General features: G+C 50.8%; 15 protein-coding genes. 9 read left to right on the top strand and 6 right to left on the bottom strand.

Going from position 1 to position 17,385, the window contains the following annotated elements:
- Nucleotides 1-4: 4 nt before the first annotated feature.
- From AM329_RS12800 to AM329_RS12760, 9 genes are read left to right on the top strand one after another with little or no spacing between them, the layout of a single operon-like run.
- Nucleotides 5-1,222, top strand: coding sequence for a beta-ketoacyl synthase (locus AM329_RS12800; RefSeq protein ID WP_023315457.1), 1,218 nt, complete (start codon nucleotides 5-7; stop codon nucleotides 1,220-1,222).
- A gap of 18 nt (nucleotides 1,223-1,240) precedes the next feature.
- Nucleotides 1,241-2,191, top strand: coding sequence for a hypothetical protein (locus AM329_RS12795; protein ID WP_023324192.1), 951 nt, complete (start codon nucleotides 1,241-1,243; stop codon nucleotides 2,189-2,191).
- A gap of 10 nt (nucleotides 2,192-2,201) precedes the next feature.
- Nucleotides 2,202-2,909, top strand: coding sequence for an ABC transporter ATP-binding protein (locus tag AM329_RS12790; RefSeq protein WP_023315459.1), 708 nt, complete (start codon nucleotides 2,202-2,204; stop codon nucleotides 2,907-2,909).
- Complete coding sequence (locus AM329_RS12785) at nucleotides 2,893-3,540, top strand: hypothetical protein (RefSeq protein WP_023315460.1); 648 nt, start codon at nucleotides 2,893-2,895, stop codon at nucleotides 3,538-3,540. The genes AM329_RS12790 and AM329_RS12785 overlap by 17 nt, the downstream gene beginning before the upstream one ends.
- Nucleotides 3,541-4,851: an ABC transporter permease gene (locus tag AM329_RS12780; protein WP_032608594.1), complete on the top strand. Its 1,311-nt coding sequence runs from the start codon at nucleotides 3,541-3,543 to the stop codon at nucleotides 4,849-4,851. It abuts the gene before it with no gap.
- A 39-nt stretch (nucleotides 4,852-4,890) separates the two neighbouring features.
- Nucleotides 4,891-5,649: an outer membrane lipoprotein-sorting protein gene (locus tag AM329_RS12775; RefSeq protein ID WP_032610179.1), complete on the top strand. Its 759-nt coding sequence runs from the start codon at nucleotides 4,891-4,893 to the stop codon at nucleotides 5,647-5,649.
- Nucleotides 5,646-7,034, top strand: a complete 1,389-nt coding sequence (locus AM329_RS12770) for a hypothetical protein (protein ID WP_032608596.1) — start codon at nucleotides 5,646-5,648, stop codon at nucleotides 7,032-7,034. The genes AM329_RS12775 and AM329_RS12770 overlap by 4 nt, the downstream gene beginning before the upstream one ends.
- A gap of 10 nt (nucleotides 7,035-7,044) precedes the next feature.
- On the top strand, nucleotides 7,045-7,977 hold the full coding sequence (locus tag AM329_RS12765; protein ID WP_032608597.1) for an ACP S-malonyltransferase: 933 nt from the start codon (nucleotides 7,045-7,047) through the stop codon (nucleotides 7,975-7,977).
- Between the two features lie 10 nt (nucleotides 7,978-7,987).
- Nucleotides 7,988-8,989: a hypothetical protein gene (locus AM329_RS12760; protein ID WP_023324195.1), complete on the top strand. Its 1,002-nt coding sequence runs from the start codon at nucleotides 7,988-7,990 to the stop codon at nucleotides 8,987-8,989.
- A gap of 70 nt (nucleotides 8,990-9,059) precedes the next feature.
- Here AM329_RS12760 and AM329_RS12755 read toward each other — a convergent pair whose 3' ends face one another.
- From AM329_RS12755 to AM329_RS12730, 6 genes are all read right to left on the bottom strand, one after another.
- Nucleotides 9,060-10,805 (bottom strand): TolC family protein, encoded by a 1,746-nt coding sequence (locus AM329_RS12755; protein WP_032608598.1) that lies wholly within the window; start codon nucleotides 10,803-10,805, stop codon nucleotides 9,060-9,062.
- A gap of 4 nt (nucleotides 10,806-10,809) precedes the next feature.
- The gene (locus AM329_RS12750) at nucleotides 10,810-12,159 is read right to left on the bottom strand and encodes an HlyD family type I secretion periplasmic adaptor subunit (RefSeq protein ID WP_023315467.1); all 1,350 of its coding nucleotides are present in this window, start codon (nucleotides 12,157-12,159) and stop codon (nucleotides 10,810-10,812) included.
- Nucleotides 12,156-14,405 carry a type I secretion system permease/ATPase gene (locus tag AM329_RS12745; RefSeq protein WP_032608599.1) on the bottom strand — a complete coding sequence of 750 codons (2,250 nt, stop codon included), beginning with the start codon at nucleotides 14,403-14,405 and terminating at the stop codon, nucleotides 12,156-12,158. The genes AM329_RS12750 and AM329_RS12745 overlap by 4 nt, the downstream gene beginning before the upstream one ends.
- Before the next feature lie 252 nt (nucleotides 14,406-14,657).
- A complete protein-coding gene (locus AM329_RS12740; RefSeq protein ID WP_023324197.1) occupies nucleotides 14,658-15,293 on the bottom strand; it encodes a hypothetical protein in 636 nt (211 codons plus the stop codon).
- 187 nt (nucleotides 15,294-15,480) lie between these two features.
- Nucleotides 15,481-16,143 (bottom strand): hypothetical protein, encoded by a 663-nt coding sequence (locus AM329_RS12735; protein ID WP_023315470.1) that lies wholly within the window; start codon nucleotides 16,141-16,143, stop codon nucleotides 15,481-15,483.
- A 452-nt stretch (nucleotides 16,144-16,595) separates the two neighbouring features.
- A complete protein-coding gene (locus tag AM329_RS12730) occupies nucleotides 16,596-17,372 on the bottom strand; it encodes an amidohydrolase (protein ID WP_023315471.1) in 777 nt (258 codons plus the stop codon).
- Between the last annotated feature and the right edge of the window lie 13 nt (nucleotides 17,373-17,385).

The raw sequence follows: 17,385 nt of genomic DNA, 5'->3' as shown, positions 1-17,385 counted from the left end.
TATTGTGGATAATGCCGCTATTATTTCGGGGTTCAGTTCCTGCCTGCCGTTTGCCGAAGACAGCCTTCAGCTTATGCAAAACCTGAAGCTGGGCAAACGCGTTGAAAGAAAGCCCTGGTTTAAATCCGACGACGAGGCAATTAAGTGTGGGTTCGATGGCAATAAGCATATTGCCACGCTGGATCATACGGATGATAGCGCATTAGATCTGCTTTATCGTCTGATTGACGATGCACTCGCCCAGGCCGGGCTGGATGTCCAGTGGCTGGGCGGGTGTAACGCTCGCGTTTATTTAACCGGCATCGGCCCTCGGGTCGATGGTATGGCCTTCAAGAATTTTTATAACAAAAATGATGTTGAAGATATTTATCTTTCAAAATCATTAATGACGCTGCACGTCGACAATATGTCGCAGGACAAGATTGCAGGACATATTGCGCGTAAATATCACCTGCAGTATCTCCCCCCCAATATGAACTGCACCAGTAATTCAGCGATGACGGCGGTGCATTTAGGCTGTCAGGCCATCGAGCATGGCGGCGTTGATATTGTGCTGGTGGTGAATTGCTCAAAAATTAAAACCCAGGATATCTGGTTCCTCGATACCCAATCGATGCTGGATACGCACCTGGTTCAGCCTTTCGGTGAGAACAGTAAAGGTGTTCTTTTTGCGGAAGGATACAGCGCGATTCTGCTCGAAAATGCGCGTCACCGCCGCGCAAGGAAGGCAGGCTCCGGCGTGCGGCTGCAAACCACCTACACGCAGATTAGCGCCGGAAGAAGCAATGACAGCTCATGGCTCAGCACCAATATCCTGAAGGTGATGCAGGCTGCGATGAAAAAAGCGGACCTGAGTGCGGAAGAACTGTGCGCAATCATGCCGCACGGTAACGGCTCATCCATCAGTGACAAAGCGGAAGCTAAAGCAATAGCGGTCTTCGCTGAGGAAAATACCATTCCGGTTCTCGCCTACAAAGGCCAGATTGGCTATACCGCCACCGGTTCAGGAATTGTCGATTTAATTATTGGACACCATACGTTATCGCAGCAAGAGCTTATTTCCCCGGTGGGGAATGACACCATTATTGAAAGCGTTGCGCAGCATGTCCTTATTGACCAGGGCATTATTGGGCACCACAAAAAACATCTTCTTAAAGTCGGCGTTGGCGTGGATGGTTCAATCATTGGTGCCGTGATGTCTGATATTCACCGGGGCCTTTGAAGGAGCGTGGAGAGCCATATGTATTTATCCTCATTTTCGCTTGTTGAGCCGGAAGATAAATTTTATTTCTATCAACCCAGCTGGTTAAACGCCTGGGAAGCACATTTATTTAATAAGGCGCTTAAATCTACCCACGCCAATGGATGGGGATTAAAACGTTTTGGTACGCAGCCGGACCTCTACCCGGGAGAGATGATCCGTAACCCTCACTATCAAAAATATCTTGAGGCGATGGAGAAGGCGGCTGATGACGCGCTGATGGCGCTGCCGACCAAAGAGCGTATGAAGCTATTAAAGCAGCGTACGGCATTTATCTACGTCGATTCCTGGGGCGAATCCGGGCCGTTTGAGAATATTTCCAGCGCGTTGCACATATCAACGATCGATACGCTGCCGAAAAACCTGGTCAAGAAATTCTCGGTTAACGCACCTACGTTCAAGCTGCGAAGCGAGAAGCAATCTTTCGTGCAGGCCATCGCTCTGGCGAACGATTACCTGAGCTGGGATGTTTTTGATTTTGTGGTGATTTGTACGGCTTACCGGGCGATCCCCATCCTGGTGTTTTCTGATGAAGATATTTCCCTAAAGTGGGGGGAGAAACGCAGGGACAAGGCCGAAGACGTGAATTTAACGGTTGAACGCGCCGGATGTTTCATCTTCAGCCAGCAGGAGAGCGCTATTCGGGTGAAGGGGGGGCAATACGTCATGGCCGATGCCATCGAGCACACCCAGGTTCCTGAACAGATTGCGTTTTCGGGCCTGCGCAAAGACCTGCTGTCTCGCTCGGCGCTGCCCGCGAATAACACGCTGGATCTGGTTGATCTCTACGGTGCCAGCGGCTGCCTGACTCCAGCGTTAAGTTTCGCCTGGCTCAAACAACATGCTGATTTTTCGGGGCGATTAAGAACCATCGTTCCCGACAAGCAGTTTGGCTACAGCTATTTCGACATTGAATATTGCAAGGAATAACGACATCTCCATGAGCGGAATAATTAAAGAACTCCCAATGATATCGTTGAACAATATCTATAAGAGTTATGGCTCGGGCGAAGGCAAAGTCGATGCCCTGAAAAATATCAATCTGGAAATAGAAAAAGGTGAATTTCTGGCGCTTTGCGGCCCGTCCGGCAGCGGTAAAAGTACCTTGTTAAATATCCTCTCGGGAATTGATAAACCCACCGTGGGAACGGTGATGTTTCTGAAAAAATTACTCAACCATCTGCCGGAAGAACAGCTCGCGGCGATCCGCGGTAGACACCTGGGTTTTATTTTTCAGTTTTTCAATCTGATACCCGTATTGAGCGTATTCGATAACGTCTTTTTCCCGCTGGTGTTAAACGGCCATGTCGGAAAAAAAGAAGCCAGAGAGCGGGCGCTGCATTTTATTGAGAGCGTGGGGCTTGCGGGATTTACCGAACGTAAACCGGGCCAGCTTTCGGGCGGGCAGCAGCAGCGCGTGGCCATCGCCCGGGCGCTGGCACACGACCCGCAGGTTGTCATTGCCGATGAACCGACCGGAAATCTCGATCTGGTCACCGGGGAAGCCATTCTGGATCTCCTGCTGAAAATTAATCAGGAGACACGCACCACTTTTATTATTTCCACGCACTCCAGCCAGCTTAAAGAGCGTGCACGGCGCGTGGTTGAAATTAAGGACGGAGTTTTAGTTCATGATTCACAAACGTAATTTTTTCCTTCTCTGCTGGTTTCTGCTGTGCCTGGCCTATGCCGGAAACATCAAAGCTGCACCGGCACCGGTAGCCGAGCACGTCATAAAAAGCGGTTTCCCGATGGAGGCAGATATGCTCGCCGAGATGACGCAGTCGCTCTTCAAGGAATACAAAGCCAACGACAATCCTCTGTCTCTGGTTTTCTATGCCTACGGTACGCTGCGTCAGGCCGACTATTTCCTTAAAACCAATGACTTTATTCGGGCATCTGAGTTCGGCAAAACGGGCTTTTTCTACCTGGATGAGGCGGTCGATCTCTATGCAGAGAACCCGCTGGTGCGCTACATGCGCGCGCGAGTCGATGCGTATTTGCCTGCGGCTATCGGACGCTGTGTGGTGACGTTAAACGATACGGAACAGATGCTGAAAACCCCTGGCATATTCAATGCCGGTTTAGTGGAACACATTAACGAAATGCGCTATCGCGCGCTGTTGAGTTGTAAACGCAAGAAGCAGGCGGACGCGTTACTGGCTGAAATAGAGCTGCGTAATGCCAGTACCGCATCGTCTCTGGCATCGGGCAATGCGCCAGAGTGGGATATCAACGAAGTGACAGAAGTCCTGTTACCGCTGGTGAAAGGGAAATAAATGTCCGGGGAAATGGTGTTCGCGATAAGCGTTGTTGTGTTGATCCTGCTTTTTGTCCTCTGGTGTGTATTATTTCGTTCGCGGGACGTAAAGTTTGCTTTCTTAAATCTGTTTCGCCACAAAAGGCGCTCGTTTTCAACGATTGCCGCCATTATGTTAGGTGGCGTGTCGATTTTTCTGTACGGCGGTTTTATTGATTACTCCTTTTGGATCCTGAAAGAGCAAACCATCCGTACTAACATTGGTCATGTTCAGATTTATAATAGAAACTATTTCGAAACATCCAATAAAAACAAAAGTCTGATCGAAGATTACCCGGCATTAAAGAAAGCGATCCTCAACGATCCGACTCTGGCCGAGAGTATCTCGACGCTCTCCGGCCAGCTGGAGTTCACCGGTGTTATTTCGCAGTATGAGAGCGAAACCTCCAGCTATTTCTCCGCGCTGGGCGTAGAGCCGCTGCCGGCACTGAAGCTGGGCTCGTTTGATAAATTAATCATCGGCAGCGATCTGTCCCGCATCCGTACGGATGAAATCACGCTTGGGAGCGGGCTGGCGAAAACGCTCAATGCCCACTATGACGACTGGCTGGACGTGCTGGTGGTCAACACGCAGGGCGGACAGGGCGCGCTGTCAATGAAGCTTCGCGGCATCTTTGAATCGGGCATCAAAGATTACGATGACGTAGCGATGAAAATTCCGCTGGATACTGCGCAACGTATTATGGGCACCGCTAGCGTGAGTAAGGTGCTGATCCTGTTAAAAGAGGACGATACTGCCGCGTTCACGGCGAAACTGCGTCAATTTATTGCCGACCACAAATTACCGTTAATCGTCAAAGACTGGAAAGAGGCCTCGATATTTTATCAGCAGGTCGAGGGGCTTTTATCAGGGATCTACTTCTTCATTAAGCTCATCGTTGGTCTGATTGTCATCTTTATGATCGGTAACTCGATGACGATGAATATTATCGAGCGCACCCGGGAAATTACCACGCTCAGGGCGATTGGCCTGAAGCCGCTACACGTGACTCGCCTGTTTTTGCTGGAGGGCATTTTCATCGGCATTATCGGCGCGTTGGGCAGCCTGGCGATTGGTTATGCCATTGCTGCCGTGATTAACCTCTACGGTATCGCGATGCCGCCGTCGCCAGGGCAATCGCAGGGCTACACGGCATTTATCAAAACCGACAGCGCCGCGCTTAACTGGATAACCCTGGTATTGCCGATCCTGGCCGCGACGGGAGCTTCAGTACTGCCCGCGCTGCGTGCTTCACGTCTCAATATTTCGGATGCATTTAAATTCTCGTAAGGAAACGATATGAAAGTTCGTGTTATTGCTCATCTCCTGATGGGGGCGTGCCTCTTTTCAGCAGCGGCTTATTCTGCCGCGGCTGACGAACGCGCGCTGGAAATTATTCGCCGTGCGGATGAAGTCCGTTCGCCAAATAAGCCGTTTCGCTACACCCTCACTATTCATGAATTTAAAGCGGGCGCCACACGGCCCGAAAATAAACAGGTGCTGGATATTTCCATGCGCTTTATGAAACCAGAGGGGGAAATCAAAGCGGATGCCCGCTCCCTGGCGCGCTTTGTTTATCCCCCGCGCGACAAGGGCAAAGTGCTGCTCTCAGACTGGTACGATCTATGGTTCTACACCCCTGAACTGCGCCGTCCGGTTCCCGTCTCACGCCAGCAGCGGCTGATTGGGCAAATATCCAATGGCGACGTGATTGTCACCAACTTTGAATATGCCTACGACGCCTCGCTTAAGGGAGAAACTGCCTGCGGTGAGGCGCGGTGTTACGTGCTGGAGCTGGTCCGCAAATCTGCGGAGGTCACCTGGCCGAAGGTGATGTATTACGTCGAAAGCGTGGGAGATAACCGTCCGTATAAGGCGGCCTATTTCTCTCTGGATAATAAGTTAATTAAAGAAGTTTTATATCAGGATTTCCAAATGGTATTAGGCAAGATGCGGCCGATGAAAATTACAGTGAAAGAGGTGCGTCACGGTAACAGTTATTCCGTCATGGAGTACAGCGACGTCCGTCTGGAGTCGTTACCTGAATCGGCGTTCACTCGCGAGTCTATTCAGCGAGGTGTGAAATGAAGCGCACGTTGACCGGATTAACCCTCGTGCTTTCTGCTCTGCCGGTAAGCGTGTTTGCTGACTGCCTCTCGGGTAATGACGCCGCAAAAAACACGTCCGTGACGTTATATGAGCAGGTGTCCGCCGTTAAAAAACAGATTTCAGACTGGCGAATCAATGGTCGAAACCCATATACCAGACACAATATCTATAACGATGCCGGAGTGAATGTTTCAAGTCGCTGCTCGTTGATTGATAATGCGCTTGATCTGGACTTTTCCGTCTATGGGCTGACCTGGTACACGCCGCGCAAGCTCGGGGCATTTGAAGAGGACGATCGCCGCTCGCGTCTGCTAATTGAGCGGCTCAAGCTTGCCTATACCGTGTCGGACAGCCTGCAGCTTGAGGTTGGCAAACTCCAGGCCAGGCAAGGGCTCTTCTTCCTGCGCTCGCCTTCCGATCTCACGCCGCATTATTACGACGGAGCAAAACCAACGCGGATTTACGATCCCGAGCTCCGTACGGCTTATCAGTCCTCTTCATGGGCGGCAACGCTGTCGATGGACAACCGGGATGAGTCGTTCTCGCTGACGGTGATTCCGAAGCTGGCCTCAATTGATAAATATTATCTGACCTCCGGAAACTGGTCTGCAAACCAGCGCGGCAACAGCAGTGAGTCATGGCTGCTGGGCTATACCTCTCACGCCTTCCGTGACCATACGCCGGGTATGCGCGTTCTGATGGGCGATTCGCATTCGGTTGCGCTTTCAGACAGTTACCACTACACCCCGCAGCTCACCATCAGTGCCGAAGTGGCGTGGCATGCGGAGCAGCGCTGGCGCCATCTGTCGGACGAAAAAACTGCTGAGCTGGCGCGATATGAATTCCCCGACTCGCTGTATGAAACAGAGGATAAACAGGGCGTGGAGGTGGCCGTTGGTGCGCAATACACCTCCGATACCTTCAACGTGTTTGGACTGGAATATTACTACCAGAGCGAAGGCTATTCGCGCTCTGAGTGGAATAAACAGCGTGACCTGATGACCTTTTTGAACACCGCGACAGGCTATGCGCCGCTCGACAGGGCATTTGATTCCTACAAGTACCTGATGGCCTCCGAGATAAGCAATACGGGCAATAAAGGCATGCTGCAGGGGAAACACTATCTCAACGCCTGGTCCAGCGTGCAGTTCACGCATCAGATCGCCGCGCAACCCTATTTGATCCTCAACCTGATGGATCAAAGCACCCTGACGGGGCTACACCTCAGCGCACCGCTGACCTTTATTGATGACCAGCTGGAGGCCTATACCGGCGTCTATTCAGCACTGGGTAGCGCAAATTCTGAGTTTGCCTTCTTCGGCGATGTCGCCGGTGGCTATGTTGGCTTTAAGTATTATTTATAAGGAAATGACAATGACGCTTAATAACGCATCGCAGCCTGTCGTGCTGCTGTTTTCCGGGCAAGGGAATCCAGTGATTGGGATGGGTAGCGATCTCTGGGATCTGAATTCAACGACGAAACAGATTTGGGATTGTGCCAGCGATATTTCTGGGCTTGATTTGCGCCGACTCTGCCTAAAGGGGCCGATGAACAGACTGATTCAGACTACAGTGCAACAGCTGGCCGTCACGGCAATTAACGTATCGCTGTATACCCTTTGCCGCGAGCGTTTTCCGGCGCTTCGGGTGACGGGAGCCTGTGGCCACAGCGTGGGGGAATACAGTGCGCTTTACGCTGCGGGTGCGATCTCGCTGGAGACGCTTTTCCGCACCCTCCATTTTCGCGCCAGCACCATGGATGCGGTCAGCAAAAGGCAGAAGGGCGCGATGATTGCGCTGAAGGGGGCGGATTTTGCCGCCCTGAGCAACATCATCACCCGCTACGGGTTTGAGCTGGATATTAGCTGTGATAATACCCCGAGTCAGCAAGTTATCGGCGGGACACCGGCTGCGCTTAGCGAGTTCGCTAAGGTGCTGGTGGACGAAGGCTATGAGCCGATTAAGCTCGGCGTCAGCGGCGCGTGGCACACGCGTTTGATGGAAGAGGGCGTACAGCTGATGCGCGATTTTCTCGCCGGACAGCCTTTCACCTCACCCGCGTACGACGTGCTGATGAACGTGACGGGCAAAATAGAAATCGTTCCGGAGGCCATTAAGGAAAACCTCTCGCTGCACCTGACCCACACGGTCAAATGGCGTGAATCCATGACGCGGTTTATCGAACAGCCAGGCAGCCCGCTGTTCCTGGAGATGAGTAACAAACCTTATCTTGGCCAAATGCTGAATGATTTCGTCGGTTTTAATGCCGAACGCGTTCTGCACTGTAGAAAAGCATTAGAGATGTAAAGGTCGAGATATGATTCCAGATTATTTAACGTTCATTCGCTTTCAGGATAAAAGGAACCTTCTTTTTATCTATATCGTGACGTTTGTGCTGCTGGGCTTTTACTGGAAAAATGCCGGGTTCTCCTTTACCCGACAGGATGTCTGGCTGGCGAGCGCTATTTTTGCGCTGATACTGTATAGCTTCACTGCCGACCTCAAGGCGTTCTGGGCGTACAAGTGCGTGGTTAAGAATGTCGACTTGTCCATTTTTCTCAAGAAAGAGGCCCGGCCGACGGCTCCGATTGTTTACGATCCTCTCGTTGCTATGGTTATCGCCACGCTGGTTTTCGCTGGCATTAGTGCACTGATGCTTACCCTGGCTCAGCCGGACATCGTGCTGCTGACGCTGACCATCGTTGCCCCGCTGATTATCTGGGGAATGTTCGCCGCGATGCGCACGATCTACATTCGACAGGTCATCGCATCGACAAGGGATAAAGGGAAATATAAGCGTTTGTCCCAGTATCTGGCCATCGCCATTACCCTGTCCATCGTGATGAACCTGCTGACAATAAGTCCCTTACGTAACAGTGAGCAATTTGAGCGCTATGGCCGGTACTTCACCCTCGAGTCCATCATTACCATGCTGGTGCTTTGTGCGGTGGTGCTGGCAATCAATCTTCTGTTTTTACGGTTCACGAAGCGATATATCTTTTTGGGGCACCTTTTCCTTAACGAGATCGATCTCTTTTTCTCTCCGGCGATCCCCTGGCGGGCTTTGTCTGAGAAACCGCTGTGGCTGAGGCTGGTGATGCTGTTGTGTGTGGAGTTTGCCTGGTCGGCGATTGTCGGATTGCTGCTTACCCTGCTCGGATGGAAGGTATGGTTTGAAGTGTACTTCCTGCTCAGCTACCTCCCTTGCCTGGCCTATTACGCTCTCCATACGTGGTGGAAATGGCATAACGATTTCATGATGTCGAGCGATATGTATCTGCGCTGGGCGGAGATCGATAAAGAAAACCCGCTGTGGTAAGACGTCAGAGGCAATAAAAAAGCCAGACCGTCATTACTGACGGTCTGGCTTTTTATCAGGTCGATACGATTCAGGTTATTCGCATCCAGGACAGCATCATCGCGGCGCTGGCAATAACATTTACGTTGGAAATGTATCCGTCATAGCGATTATTAATGGCGGAGAGCTGGTTGTTAAAGTGGTCGTTTTCAGCGGTCAAAACGTCAAGCAGCGTTCGTTTGCCCAGGTGATACCACTGCTGGTAGAACATCTGACGCACGCGGTCTGTTTCGCCTGAGAGACGATCGTAGTCATCGGCGCGCAGGAATGACGAATCACGGACCTGCACCTGATAGTTGATTTGATACTCCAGGTCGCGGTAACTCACCTCATACTGCTGCTGCGCGACGTTAGCTTTGGCGCGGGCCGTCATCTGAGCGGCACGCTGAGAGCCGCCGCTAAACGCTTCCCATTCGACGTTAAGGCCGGTATACCAGCCGCTTTCGTTGCCGTTGCTGTCTTTGGCTGTGCTTTTAGATACCACCCAGTTGACCTGCGGCAGCGCCGCGGCCTTAATGCTCTCCGCTTCATATTCCGCAGCGCGGACTTTTGCTTGCAGGTTCAGCATCATCGGGTTCTTATCCAGCGACGCAATGGCGACCGATGCCGGAATAATCGTATCCTGCCAGTTGAGATCGTCTGGTAGCGATGGCTCTGCGCCAAGCAGGCGCACCAGCTTAATTTTACTCGCGCTCAGCTGATGTTCGATATTGTCCATGCTCGCTTGTGCAGACATCAGTTTCGCTTTTGCCTGTACCAGTTCGCTCTCTCTGCCGCGGTCCGCCTGGGTAATTTGCGACAGCATATTAACCAGCTCTTTCATCCGACCAACGTAATGCTTCGCCACTATTCGGCTTTGCTCATAGCGGCTCATATTCATCAGTTCAGACACGGTGTTATAGGCCAGCTGCTCCCGGGAATACTCTTTTGAATAACGAGCGGCCTTGGCCGTCTCCAGCGAGTTATCCACCTGATTACCGATCCTGCCCCAGTCGATGATCGGGGTATTAACGGATACGGTTCCGCTGGAGTCGCTAAAATGCGTGTTGTTGGAAGAAGCCTGCCGATCTCCGCCCATCGTCGTCAACGGCGAGGTTACGCCCAGCCGCACCTGGGGCAAACGCTGGCCTTTGACCTGATCCACCATATAATCCGAGGCCAGAACCTCAGAGGAGGCTGCACGAAGTTCGGGGCTGTACGCCAGCGCTCTTGCGACCATGCTGCGAAGAAACTCCCGCGAATCACTGGTGCTGGTGCCGTTGAAGTTGCCTTGCACCATGCCGCTGGTGGCGCGACTATTTGCCGACGCGCTGTGGCGACGAACTGTGGCATAGGCCGGATCGGGCTCATAGTATTCGGTGACGGCCGGGAAGAAGTCGTAATTCTTTTTCAGTGCTGCCCTGTTACCCGCCGTGCTTTGCGGCTTCGACATTGGCGCTGCGGCCTGCTGTGCGGTGGCATAACGCTCAGGTTGCGGCGCGGAGAAGGCCCGAGTCGGCACGGCTTTGGACGTACTGGCATATTGCGACTGCGTGCGCATAGAAGGCAAGGATGTGGCAGGCGCGGCATTCTGAGAACGCGCGCGTGCTACCGGCTGCGTTTGCGATGCGCGGTTTAGTTCTGACTGCGTGCGCATAGGTGGCAGCGAGGCCGGGATGTTTTTGATCTGCGCCGCGTCAGCCGCGTAAAGCGGGGTGACAAAAGAAGAGCAGGGCAAACAGAGTGCAACCGCGGCTGCAACCCTGGCCCAACGGCGCTCTTTACGTGCCTTAACCATAAAATTATCTCTCCCTGAATGCTTCACGCGCTTTCAGTATTGGTTTGAGGATGTAAGACAAAATGGTCTTCTCCCCGGTTCTGATTTCAACGTTTGCCACCATCCCCGGAATGATCGGGAACGCTTTATCTTTAACCTGTAGCGCCGCCCGGTTTGTACGGACAAAGACCCGGTAATAGGTCGAATCACCACGTCCCTGACGGGCTTTCTCTTCATCAATTAGCGTGTCTGAACTCAGGTGTTCGACGACGCCGGTCAGGCCGCCGTAAATGGCGTAGTCGTAGGCGGTAATTTTTACCGTCGCGGGAAGACCCGGATGAATAAATGCCACATCAGAGGGTTTAATTTTGGCTTCGACCAGCAGGTTATCTTCGAGCGGAATAATGGTCATGATCTCCGCTCCCTGCTGTATAACTCCGCCGCGCGTGGTCACGCGGATATTGTTTACCGTGCCGCGCACGGGGGCGACAACGGTAGTACGGTTCATCACGTCCTGACGTCCGCGCAGGATCTCCTCCGCCTGCGCCAGTTCAGATTCCAGACGGTTTAGCTCGCTGTTGGCATCAGAGCGGAAGCGGTTGGTCCGTTCGGCAATTTGCAGGCTGAACTCGTTGGCCTGACGCTTGAGGCGCAGGATCTCCACATCGGACATCAGCCCTTTGCGAGCCAGCGGCTCGGAAAGGCTGACCTCGTTTTGCGCCAGTGCCAGGCTGCGCTGCAATGCCTGTACGCTTTCATTCAGGGTTTTGAGGCGCGCGTTATAGGCCTGCGTCTCATCACGCACGATGGACTCAATTCCTGCAATTTCCGGCGGGAAGGTCAGGGGAGTGTCATAGGCTTCAGCCCTGAGACGAGCAATGCTGCCCTTCAGCCCCTGAACTTTTGAAAGCGATTCACCGTAGCTGGCGCCGGCACGCGTGGGGTCGATTTTCAGCAGGATTTGTCCTTTCTCGACAATATCGCCCTCCTGAACGTTCAGCTCCTCAAGAATGCCCCCCTCCAGGCTCTGAATAAGCTGCTCACGGCTGGCCGGGATGACTTTTCCATCGCCACGCGTAATCTCTTCAACGCGAGCGAAATGTGCCCACACCAGCGCGACGACGACAACCATCGTGATGGTATAGAGCATGATCATGCTGAAAGGGGTTTTCTGCGCGATCAGGGCGCCCTGCAGGTCATGCATGAATTTCAGATCGTCCGCTTTTACCTTTCCTGTCGGCTGCGGTTTTTGCACCGCCAGCGCTGTTTTTCCGGCGCCGCCCTCAATTTTTCTCAACGCCGTGGAGGAAGCTCCCGCTCCGCTATCGGCCTCTCCTTTTGAGGCGTTCTGATTCACATCGTCCTCGTTCATCATCCCTTCACACCTTGTTCCTGTTGCTTTTCTTCAACCGAATGCATCGTTTGTTTTTTCTTCAGCACGTTCTCATTCAGGCTTTCCATGACTCGATCTTTTGCCCCGTCTTTCACAACGTGCCCGTCTTCCAGCACTATCAGGCGTTCAACCAGACTGAGTACGGACATGCGATGCGTGACAATGATCAGCGTTTGCCCCTTTGTGGCCTCTTTTAACCGCCGCAGGAATAACGTCTCCGTCATCGCATCCATGGAGCTGGTCGGTTCATCCATCAGTAAAATCTTCGGCCTTAGCAACAGGCAGCGGGCCAGTGCAACGAGCTGCTTTTGTCCACCCGACAGGCAGTTCCCCATTTCACCAATGGGCATGTCAAAACCCAGCGGGTGTCTGGCTGCGACCTGATCCAGCCCGGTCAGGCGAACCACGCGCAGAAACTCTTCCGTGCTTACGCCCGGGTTGCCAATAATGATGTTATGACGCAGCGTGCCGTAAAAAAGACGGCAGTCTTGCCCGACATAGCCTACGGCCGCACGCCAGTCCGCCGGATCAACCTGGGTTGCATCAACGTCATCAATGAATATCTGCCCGCTGCTCTGCTGATACAGGCGCGCCATCACCCGCAGCAGGGTAGACTTCCCGCTGCCGATCCTGCCCAGAATCGCAATCTGCTCACCGGCTTCAATATTGATATTGATATTCTCGAGAATGCGCGGGGCTACCATCATTCCCGGCACTGGATAGGTGAACCCCACTTTGTGCAGGCGCATGCTGCCCGTGAAATTCGGCGTTGGTAGATAGGTAATTAAGGAATCGCGTTCAGTGGGGGTATCCATCAGCTGGTTAAGCGATTTCAGGGCCGTTTTGGCATGCTGATAACGCAACGCCAGCCCGACAACGGATGCCAGCGGGGCGAGAGAACGGCTGGAAAGGATCACTACGCCAATCATGGCGCCCATCGTGAGCTCGCCCGCGTGGATCAAATACACACCCAGCACAACAATACAGACCGTGGTAATTTGCTGAACGAAGGAGACAAAATTGGTTGTCAGCATGGAAAGGTTGCGGGTTTTCATGGAGGAAGCGGCAGCCAGCGCGCTGAAATCATCCCAGCGCTTTTGCATAACGCCTTCACCCTGCGCAGCTTTCAGGGCTTCCAGTCCCTCAATGCTTTCAATCAGCAGGCCTTGCTTGAGCGAAATCTCGCGAACGTTTTCTTCCATATAGCGACCCAGCGGCCACTGAATAACGATGCTGGCAATTAAAATGAGCGGCATTGCCACCAGGGGCACCACGGCAAGCGGACCGCCAATCATATAAATGATGAACATGAACAGCACGCAGAAGGGCAGGTCGGACATCGTGGCGAGCGTCGCAGAGGTAATAAAATCCCGTACTGCCTCAAAATCGCGCAGCTGGTTAGCGAAGGTCCCGGAAGACTGTGGTTTATATTCCATGCGCATAGACATCACCTGGCGAAAAAGCTTCGCGCCCAGGATCAGGTCTGCCTTTTTCCCCGCGATATCGATCAGGTATGCGCGGATCTGGCGGCTGGAAAACTCAAATATATTGGCAATCACGACGCCAATAGCCAGCGACCAGAGGGTGACATAGGCCTGCGTCGGGATCACCCGGTCATAGACGTTCATCGTAAAGAAGGTGCCAGCCAGCGTAAGTATATTTGCCAGCAGTGCCGCCAGCGCAGCGCTGTAAAAATAGTGGCGGTAGCGCCACAGCGTAGAATAAAGCCAGTGACCTTCATTCTGCGCTTTCGGTAAGAGAAGATCGTCGGCACGCGCATCCAGACTGGGTTTTGGCGTGGTGACAAGGGCATAGCCGCCGTAAACTTCCAGCAAATCAGCCGCTGAAACGGTAAGTATTCCTTCGTTTTCAGGCACCACGATCTGATAGGTGAATTGTCCGCGTTTACCGTTACGCGCGGTAATAATGCAATACGTTCCATCTTTGCGGGCGATCAGCAGCGGAAAGAGCCAGGACGATATTGAATTAAGATCGCGTTTTACCCAGCCAGCAGATATCCCCATCTGGTCGAGCATACGCAAAGCCATTTCCGGCTCAAGCTTGTCGCTTTTCGGCAAGCCAGCGTAAAGAACTTCTTTGCTGGCATACTTAGCGTGATGTGCACAAAGCCATTCAACACCCCACAGAAGAGAATCTTTTCTGGGTTCTTCAATATTATTGAAATCGTGCTCTGAATTAACTTTTACGGTGGAAAGATGCGTATTCATTATCGAATCCAGACCTGTAGTTACGTTCCTTACTTTAAAAATAAAGTGAAGGCATGCTATTAAAATTGACCAAGAACATCCGTAAGTACGAAGTTTATGGCTGATGGTTATAGTGAAATTACAAGCGCTGGCAATATCGTAGTGTAAAGTTAGCCGTATATGTACACAATAAAGATAAACCACTGCATGATTAAGAATATTATATGTGGATTGATCCAGGTTTATGTTTTTTCAGGTTTTTTGAACTGAGGGTTAACTGGCGAGCCTTGAAATAGGTACGCCCAGCTTGTTCTCGATTCTTATCTTCATGGCGTAAATGTTTTTAACATTTGTAGCATTCTTCATGGCTATCTTTTTCGGGAGTTGTCCCTTATACAATTCAGAAAACAGGGCGTATTCATTTGCACTAAGTTTGGCTTTCTTCTCCGAAGGTCGCGTTATCTTGCCAAGGAACGACTGGCGAATTTTAAATTTTATATCATCAATAATATCATCATGAAAAATGACGGTGCTGATTATTGTTTCGCTTGTGTCGTTATAAAACCAGTAATGGGCAATCGCGGCCATCTTTTTATCAGTTATCAGGATCAGTCTTGCGTTTTTAAAACGATCTAACCAGCTGTTTGTTAAGAAAAAATTTATATTCTTATAGTTAAAATCAATGACTACAATGGGTTGAGAAATGATTTTAACCGTAATGTTGTTAAAGTATTGTAATATACCTTCTATCAAAAAAGAGTTATTTTCAGGCCAGATATAAAATTCAGAACCATTACACTCGCCCTGTTGTTCAGTACGAAAAGAAGGAAAAACACATTTATTCATACACCCATAGCAGCGCATAGTGTTGTCGTTGTGCTCAATATGTCTAATAGTAACGATATCCATGTGATAAAACTCTATGCGTTAAAATTATAAATGTTAAATCTACTATAATATATCAATATTTATATTAATAATGCATTAAGGAAAAAAACGAGTTGTGATGAGATAAAGCATCGTTTATCCAGGAATTTTCTACAGAAATTAATCCCCATCCGTGATTGTCGATTTTTTTACGCAATACCATTTAAGGCTAATTCACCAGGCGGGTGATAGAAACTCCCAGTTTGCGCTCAATTCTGTTTTTCATGGCATAGGTGTTTTTGACGCTAGTACCGTTCTGATACGCGATTTTTTTAGGTGTCCATCCATTGAACAAGAACGAAAACAGGCTGAATTCATTCTGGCTCAGTTTTGGCCTACTCCCGGATGGTTTGATCGTTTTTGCCAGGAACGTTTTCTTCAGTTTCGTGGCAACCTCCTCAGCGGAATCATCATAAAAGATAATAGAGCTGATGGTGGTCTCTAACGTATCGTTATAGAACCAGTAATGGGCAATCGCCGTCATCTTTTTGTCAGTGACGAGGATAAGGCGCATATTTTTGAATTGTTCGAGCCAGCTATCGTTCAGAAAATAGGTGATATTTTTATGGCTAAAATCAATAATCACGACTGGCTGAGAAATATATTTGTCGCTCACACATTCAAAATAGTGCCGGATACCTTCTACAAGGTAAGAATTGTTATCAGGCCAAATATAGCATTCAAGTCCTGTGCAGGTTTTACGAGCGCACGCTTCAGCGTCACCAAACAGGCATTTTTTCACACAACCATAGCAATGCATCGACGGCGTGTGGCTCACCTGCTGACCATCATTATGAGATAAATAAATAGAGTTATTAGTGTGAAATAACATATTACACCTTATACGCGATGATTAAGCACGATATTAGTTTTGGACGAAGCATCAACCTCGTCGTTTGATGTGAGGCATCATACTGAATACCTGGTACAAGTCTTAATTAAATAGTCTGAACACACCTTTTCAGGCTGCATTTAAGATTTAAGTCTATATTTTTCAAGTGCTTACATGTTTTCTTAAATGGCCGATTTACGGGTTTTTGGGTTATTGTTCTTCTGTTTTGTTAATGGGTGGTTATTTGTTTTCACTTGGTAATGCTATTGCAATTAACATAATGTTAAACATTGAAGGACTAAACTTTATAAGGTTGGAATAGAATGTTTCGATAAAAAGAAAAGAGGGGGTGGGCGGGAACGTCAGATTCAGTGTGAATGTAAATATTGCTTATTTACCAGGTCGCGCATTAGGTTCTCGTACGACCTGGCTAAAGTAAACGACGATGTCCTTTATTTATTTTCTATGCTAAAACGATCGGCATCCTGCCAGGCCGGAAACTTCTCCCGATACTCCTTTAACGCCGTTAACGAGATCTCAGCGTCAATTCGTGTTGCCTGATGCGGCTCGGCGGTGGCAATAATCTCACCCTGCGGACTGATCACCCGGCTGTCACCGCGATAATGGTGTCCGTTACCATCCGTGCCTACGCGGTTACATCCCACAATATAAGCCTGGTTTTCAATTGCCCGCGCCGTTAATAACGCCTGCCAGTGAAGTGAACGTGGCGCAGGCCAGTTGGCAACATACAGCGCCAGGTCGTAATCGTTGCGGTTGCGGGACCAGACGGGGAAGCGCAGGTCATAACAGACCAGCGGCAAAATACGCCAGCCGCGCCATTCAAACACCACGCGTTCGTTTCCGGCTACATAATGTTGATGCTCATCCGCCATGCGGAACAGGTGGCGCTTATCGTAGAAATGCACCTTTCCCTCTGGCTCGACCAGCAGGAAGCGGTTAACCGGCCCGCGTTCGGTCTGGAGGGCGACGCTACCGGCAATCAGCGCGTTTGTCTCCTGCGCTTTGGCGTGCATCCAGGCCACAACCTCGTCCTGCGGCATCGACTGTTTTGCAGCCTCCATCGCAAAACCCGTGGTGAACATCTCCGGCAGGACAATCACATCGCGACCGCTAATCTCTTCGAGCTGGCGATCGAAATGGCGAAGGTTGGCTGGACCGTCCATCCAAACTAAAGGCTGCTGCAAAACAGAAATCTTCAAACCAGGCACGATACCGACTCCT

This window comes from Enterobacter cloacae complex sp. AR_0002 (assembly GCF_001922365.1).
GTDB lineage: Bacteria > Pseudomonadota > Gammaproteobacteria > Enterobacterales > Enterobacteriaceae > Enterobacter > Enterobacter hormaechei_C.
Note: the sequence above shows the minus strand (reverse complement) of the source record. Positions and strands in the feature narration are given on the sequence as shown.